Annotated in this window: 3 protein-coding genes; 1 reads left to right on the top strand and 2 read right to left on the bottom strand. The window is 62.8% G+C overall.

The window, feature by feature from the left end; genetic code table 11:
• On the top strand, positions 1-774 hold a 774-nt coding region (fni, locus tag NW857_RS06540), incomplete at its 5' end, for a type 2 isopentenyl-diphosphate Delta-isomerase (protein ID WP_414368396.1).
• Between the two features lie 62 nt (positions 775-836).
• Here fni and glyS read toward each other — a convergent pair.
• Both glyS and NW857_RS06530 read right to left on the bottom strand, forming a co-directional pair.
• A complete protein-coding gene (gene glyS, locus NW857_RS06535; RefSeq protein ID WP_414347883.1) occupies positions 837-3,029 on the bottom strand; it encodes a glycine--tRNA ligase subunit beta in 2,193 nt (730 codons plus the stop codon).
• 89 nt (positions 3,030-3,118) lie between these two features.
• Positions 3,119-5,155: a cation:proton antiporter gene (locus NW857_RS06530; protein ID WP_414368392.1), complete on the bottom strand. Its 2,037-nt coding sequence runs from the start codon at positions 5,153-5,155 to the stop codon at positions 3,119-3,121.
• Positions 5,156-5,325: the final 170 nt, after the last annotated feature.

Below are 5,325 nucleotides of genomic sequence, written 5' to 3'. Positions count from 1 at the left end.
GCCATGGGGGTGGGATCCCAGCGGGCCGCTTTGGAACACCCGGAGCTGGCCCGGACTTACCAGGTGCGCCAAGTGGCCCCGGATATTCTGCTGCTGGCCAACCTGGGTGCTGTTCAGCTCAACTATGGCTATGGGCTGGAGCAGGCGCGACGGGCGGTGGAGATGATCGAGGCGGATGCGCTGATTTTGCACCTCAATCCTCTCCAAGAGGCGGTTCAGCCCCAGGGGGATCCCGACTGGCGCGGGTTGTACGGCCGCATCGAACGCTTGGTGGCCCAACTGCCGGTGCCGGTGCTGGTCAAGGAAGTGGGCAATGGCCTCAGTGCCAAGGTGGCCCAGCGGCTGGCCGACTGCGGCGTGGCAGCCCTGGATGTGGCGGGGGCGGGCGGCACCAGTTGGAGCGAGGTGGAGGCCCATCGCCAAACAGAGGCCTTCAAGAAACGCATTGCCCACAGCTTCAGGGATTGGGGGATCCCAACTGCGTTGGCCCTGCTGGAAATTCGTCGCTTGCTGCCGGATTTACCCCTGGTGGCCAGCGGCGGCATCCGCAACGGCATCGACGTGGCCAAAGCCATCCGCCTGGGGGCCGATGTGGTGGGCATGGCCGCCCCCGCTTTACACGCCGTCTCCCAAGGACAAGCGCAGGCAGTGGTGGATACCTTTCGCGCCGTGATCGAGGAGCTGAGGATCGCAGCCTTCTGCACCGGATCCGCCAACTTGGCCCGGCTGCGGCAAGCGACCCTGCGGCGGCAGGATACTTGGGATCCCTTGTAGCGTTGACCAGAATCCCACCGATCCCCCGGCTCCTCTCCCAAACGGAGAGAGAAAGGAAGTTGCTAATGGGTTTTCTCCGGCGCCGATTCCCCTACCACGACCACCGCTCCCATGTCCCCCAGCAGGCGCGACTGGTTGCGCAATAGCCCCAGCAAGTTAAGCCGGTTGGCCCGCCGCAGGGGATCCGGATCCATCACCAAGACCGCCTCAAAAAACCGCGCTACCTGCGGAGCAGCCGCTTGCAGAGCTTCCACCAAGGGGACGAGGTCTCCCCGCAAGGCCGGCTCCACCCCTAGGTGGTAAACCCTCTGGCAGGCTTCGTACAGCTCCCGTTCTGCTGCCTCCTGCAACTGGCCGGGATCCACAGCGGCTGCCGGATCCACCACGGCGTAGTCTAAGTCCCCTTGGGCTGCCAGGCGGGCACAGCGATTGAGGGTGGGATAGAGATCCGCCAATTCCCCGGTAGCCCGCAAATGTTGCAGATACTCGGCCCGCAGCAAGGTCAAAGGCAGGTTGCTCAGGGCCCGCAAGGTCAGTTCCGATTTCTGCGGATCCTCTGTCTGCACGGATTCAGGATCCCCGACCACGGCTCTGACCAAGTCATAGTCGATTCGCTTTTCTTCCTGCAAAAGGGTTTGCAGCCGCTGGGCGAGAAACTCCTGCAACGCTTTTAAGGTCTTTTCATCTCCCGCTGCGTAGTCCTGCACCACCCTTTGCAACAGGGAGTTGAAGTCAAAGCTCCAGCCGGCCTCCCAGGCAACCAGCACCAGGCTGTTGGCGGCCCGCCGCAGGGCAAAGCGATCCGAAGAACCACTGGGGATCCGCCCCAAGCGAAACATGCCCACCAGAGTGTCCAGGCGATCTGCCCAGCCCACCACCCGCCCGGTTAAAGAGGTGGGCAGAGCCTCCCCCGCCCCCAGAGGCCAGTAGTGTTGCTCGATCCCCTCAGCCACCGCCTCCGGTTCCCCATCCTGCCGGGCGTAGTCGGCCCCCATGATCCCCTGCAGCTCCGGGAACTCGTACACCATCTGGGTCACCAGATCCGCCTTGCACAGTTGGGCCGTGCGATCCACCAGCGCCTGCTCCTGGGGATCCAAATTCAAGGCAGCGGCGATGAGACGGCTGATGTGGCGGATGCGCTCCACCTTATCCCGCATCGATCCCAGCCCCTCGGCAAAGGCGACTGCCTGCAGCCGCTCCACCCGCTCCGCCAAGGGGATCCGCCGATCCTCTTCGTAGAAAAAGCGGGCATCGGCCAAGCGTGCCCGCACCACCCGGCTGTTGCCCGCCGCGATCCGCTCCGACTGCTCAGGATCACCATTGGAAATGGTGATGAAATAGGGCAGCAATTTCTGGGGATCCCGGCCATCCCGCACCGGGAAGTAGCGCTGGTGGGTGATCATCACCGTCTCGATCACCGCAGGGGGCAATCGCAAAAACTCCGGCTCAAAGCGCCCCAGAACTGCTGTTGGCCACTCCACCAACTGCACCACCTCTTGCAGCAGAGAAGGGGGGATCTGGGCGCGGCCGCTCACCTGCTTGGCCAGCTTGGTCACCTCCGCCTGGATATGGGCCGCCCGTGTTGCCGGATCGGGACTGACCCCGACCTCTTGCATTTGCCGGACATAGCTCTCGGCCCGCTCCAAAACAAGCCGCTGGGATCCCAAAATGCGGTGCCCCCGACTCACCCGCCCGGCCACCAAGCCCGACATGGAATTGCCCTCATGGGTCGGCAGCAGCAAAGGTAGCACCTGATCATCCCAAAGGGAAACCAGCCAGCGGATGGGGCGCGGAAACTTCAAGTCTCCATAGCCCCAGCGCATCAGCCGTTCGCCGCTCAAGCTGGTGATCCAAGTGGGCGCCAATTCCTGGAGCACCGCTGCTGTCGGTCGACCCCGCACCCGCTGCACGGCAAAGACAAAGGATCCCTTGCCCACCTGCCGGATTTCCAGGCTACCGGGATCCACTCCTTGTTTTTGGGCAAACTTTTCCCCTGCCGGGGTGAGCCGGCCGTCTTGGTAGGCCACCTGAGCCGGCGGCCCCTTCACCTCTAGGACGCGATCCGGCTGCTGGGTGGGCAACCCCTGCAACAGAACCGCCAGGCGGCGTGGCGTGCCGAAAAGCTGCATCTCCTCGGCCTGCAGATGGGCTTCTGCCAAAGAGGCCGGGATCCCGGTTTTCCATTGCTCTAGGGCTGAATCCACAAAACTGGCCGGCAGCTCCTCACAGCCGACTTCTAGCAAATAGGCAACCATACCCCTATGCTCTTAGCGACATCCCCCCTGGGGATCCCAGTTTATCAGGGGAGCCGGGGCGGCGTTCACACAAGCGCTCTAACCCGCCATCAGTACCAAGTGGGATCCCCTGCTGCCAGAACGCCCTCCTGCGGACGTGCCGGGGAGGCAGCAGGCAGATGCACCACAAGGATGGAAAGGCTAGGCCGGTTGCGGGCAATGGTCTCCGGCTCTCGGCTCAGACGGGAGCGGCTGCGGGCTTCGCTGGGGATCAACATCAACACATCTCCCGGCTGCAGCGCTTTGAGCACCTCGGCCACCAGCCCTCCTTGCACCCGTTGGAGCGGCAGATGGGCGTAGCTTTCCGCCACCAGGGCCGGGGAGCGCTCCCGTGGCGGTCGGGTTTGCACCAAAAGAATCTGCAGCGCCGCCTTCAATTCCTCGGCCAGCGTCTGCGCCAGCCCAATCGTCTGCTGCAGGGATCCAGAAGACACTTCCAACTCTGGGGCTGCCAAAAGGATGCGCCGCGTCGTCTCAATCGGGACAGGAAACCGCGTAATCAACACCGGGATCCCCACCTGCCGCACCACTGCGTCGATGACACTGCCGAAGAAATTCTCCGCATAGGTGGAGTAGCCCTTCCAGCCCAGGATTACCAAGGTCGCCTGCCGTTCCGCTGCCGAGCGAACGATCCCTTTTTCCACCGAATCATCCACCCGGCGAATCGGCTCCACTCGGGCCACGGCGCTGTGGGCCAAAGCTTCGGCAAAGGACAGCAACTGTTCCTGCCGAGAAAGGGCCGCGGGCGAGATCCCAGCCCGGTCAGACAAAACGTGCAGCGGCAGCAACGTCCCCCCTTCTTTTTTGACCAAAATCAAAGCCAACTGCAGCAGGTTGCTTTCGGTATCGGGGTTGGCGACCGGCACCAGGACGCGGGATCCCCAGGCTGGCTGGGGCAGGTTACCAGCTTCTGCCGCCACCTCTGCAGGCTGGATTTGCTCGCCCCAGCGGGCCACGATCCAAGGCGAGGCAATGCAGGTGATCAGGATCATGGCGATGGTGCCGTTTACCGTCAGCTCATCCACCAACTCCACGTTAAAGGCCACCGTGATTGCCGCCAAAGTAGCCGCCGCCTGCGCTACCGACAGGCCGAACATGACCATAGCGCTGGCCAAGCGCCAGCCAAACAGTTGGGCCGGGATCCAAGCCGCCAAAAACTTGCTCACCACCTCCGCGGCAATCATCACCCCGCCCACCAGCAGCGTGCGCGGCTCGCCCAAGAGAATGCTGGGGTTGATCAGCATTCCCACCGAGATCAAGAAAAACGGCACAAACAACGTGTTGCCGATAAACTGAATCCGGTTCATGAGGGGGCTGAGCTGGGGGATGATGGGGGTGATGGCCGTCCCGGCCAAAAAGGCGCCCACCACCGGCTCAATGCCGATCAACCCTGCTCCGTAGGCCACCACAAACAGGGTAGCGATCACAAAAGTAAACTCTGCCCCCTCGTCGTGGCCGAAGCGCCGGAAAAACCAACCGCCCAGCTTGGGCACCCCCCAGAGAGTGGCAAAGGTGTAGAGGGCAATCGAGGGGATCAGCGTCAGCCAAAATTGCAGCGTCAGCCCGCCTTGGTGGGCGCGCACCACCACCGCCAGCACCAACAACGCCAAGACATTGGTAATTAGCGTCGCCCCCAAGGTGGCTGTCACCGTCTGCAGGCGCATCAGGCCCAACTTGGAGACGATCGGCAGGGCAATGAGGGTATGGGAGGCAAAACACGAAGCCACCAGCACCGCCGCCAGAAAGCCATACCCCAAAGCCAGCATGGCCGTCGTGCCGATCACCATTGGCAATAGAAAGGTGAGCACCCCAAAGACGCTGGCCTTCCAGGCATTCAGCTTCAGATCCTCCAGGCTGGTCTCCAGCCCGGCCATGAACATGAGAAACAGCAGCCCCACGGTGCCCAGCAGGACGATGGTCTCATCCCGCTGCAAGATGCCCAAGCCGTAGGGCCCCACCACCAAGCCGGCCAGGATCAGGCCGATGATCCCCGGCAGGCGCAGCCGCTCAAACAGCAACGGCGCCACCAGCATGATCGTCAGGATGATCAGGAACACCAGAACCGGGTTTTTTACCGGGCCGAGCATGGCCAGAGGGATCCCTGAAATTGGCAGCCAGTTAGCCAGCATAGATACCCGACAGACAGCAACCCGCAGACTCGGCAAAGCGCCCGCCTGAGTTTATCAGATTCATCCAGATCCAGATAGCTCTCCATGGCCCACAGCCTTCGTCCAGTCTTCAATCTCCGCCAGGGCGT

The sequence above is a fragment of the Synechococcus sp. H55.9 genome (assembly GCF_047462355.1).
Lineage (GTDB): Bacteria > Cyanobacteriota > Cyanobacteriia > Thermostichales > Thermostichaceae > Thermostichus.
Note: the sequence above shows the minus strand (reverse complement) of the source record. Positions and strands in the feature narration are given on the sequence as shown.